This is a genomic window from Pseudomonas tremae (assembly GCF_001401155.1).
Lineage (GTDB): Bacteria > Pseudomonadota > Gammaproteobacteria > Pseudomonadales > Pseudomonadaceae > Aquipseudomonas > Aquipseudomonas tremae.
Genome location: NZ_LJRO01000301.1, coordinates 1 through 864, shown reverse-complemented (window position 1 = coordinate 864; position 864 = coordinate 1). Strand labels below are relative to the sequence as shown.

General features: G+C 61.2%; 2 protein-coding genes. Both read left to right on the top strand.

Translation table 11 applies throughout. From position 1 onward, the window contains the following. Window positions 1-498: transposase (locus ALO43_RS16940; RefSeq protein WP_162235602.1), on the top strand; the 498-nt coding region annotated here is incomplete at its 5' end. Window positions 499-517: 19 nt separating this feature from the next. Continuing rightward, on the top strand, window positions 518-864 hold a 347-nt coding region (locus ALO43_RS16935; RefSeq protein ID WP_162235601.1), incomplete at its 3' end, for an ATP-binding protein.

Genomic DNA, 864 nt, shown 5'->3' with positions numbered 1-864 from the left:
TTCTACTCGGTGCCGTACCAACTCGTGAAGCACCAACTCGAAGTACGGCTCACCGCGCAGACCGTCGAATGCTTCCACGCCAACCAGCGGGTGGCCAGCCATCTGCGCTCGCGGCATAAAGGCCGCCACACCACCCAAACTGAGCACATGCCCAAGAGCCACCGCGAACATGCCGAATGGACGCCGCAACGACTGATCCGCTGGGCAGAGCAGACAGGCCCGAATACGGCGGGCGTCATCGCCTACATCCTCGAACGCCGAATCCATCCACAGCATGGCTTCCGTGCCTGCCTGGGCATCCTGCGCCTGAGCAAACAGCACGGAGAAGATCGGCTGGAAGCCGCTTGCCAGCGTGCGCTGGCACTGGGTGCATGCAGTTACAAAAGTCTCGAATCGATCCTGCGCCAAGGCCTGGAAAAGCTGCCGTTGGCCCAGCAAAACCTGCCGCTGCTGCCCGAAGAACACATCAACCTGCGCGGCCCCGGCTACTACCACTGACCTGAAAAGGAGCTTATCAATGCTACCGAACCCGACCTTGGACAAGCTGCAAACCCTACGCCTGCACGGCATGATCAAGGCGCTGAGCGAGCAACACGCAACGCCCGACATCAACGATCTCAGCTTCGATGAACGCCTCGGCCTGATGGTCGACCGCGAGCTGACCGAGCGTGAAGACATACGTCTGACCACTCGCCTCAAAGCCGCGCGACTGCGCGACAACGCCTGCCTGGAAGACATCGACTACCGCAGCCCACGTGGCCTGGATAAGGCCTTGATCCTGCAACTAGGCAGCGGCCAATGGCTGCGCGATGGCTTGAATCTGATCATCGGTGGCCCGACCGGTGTAGGCAAAACCTGGCTCGC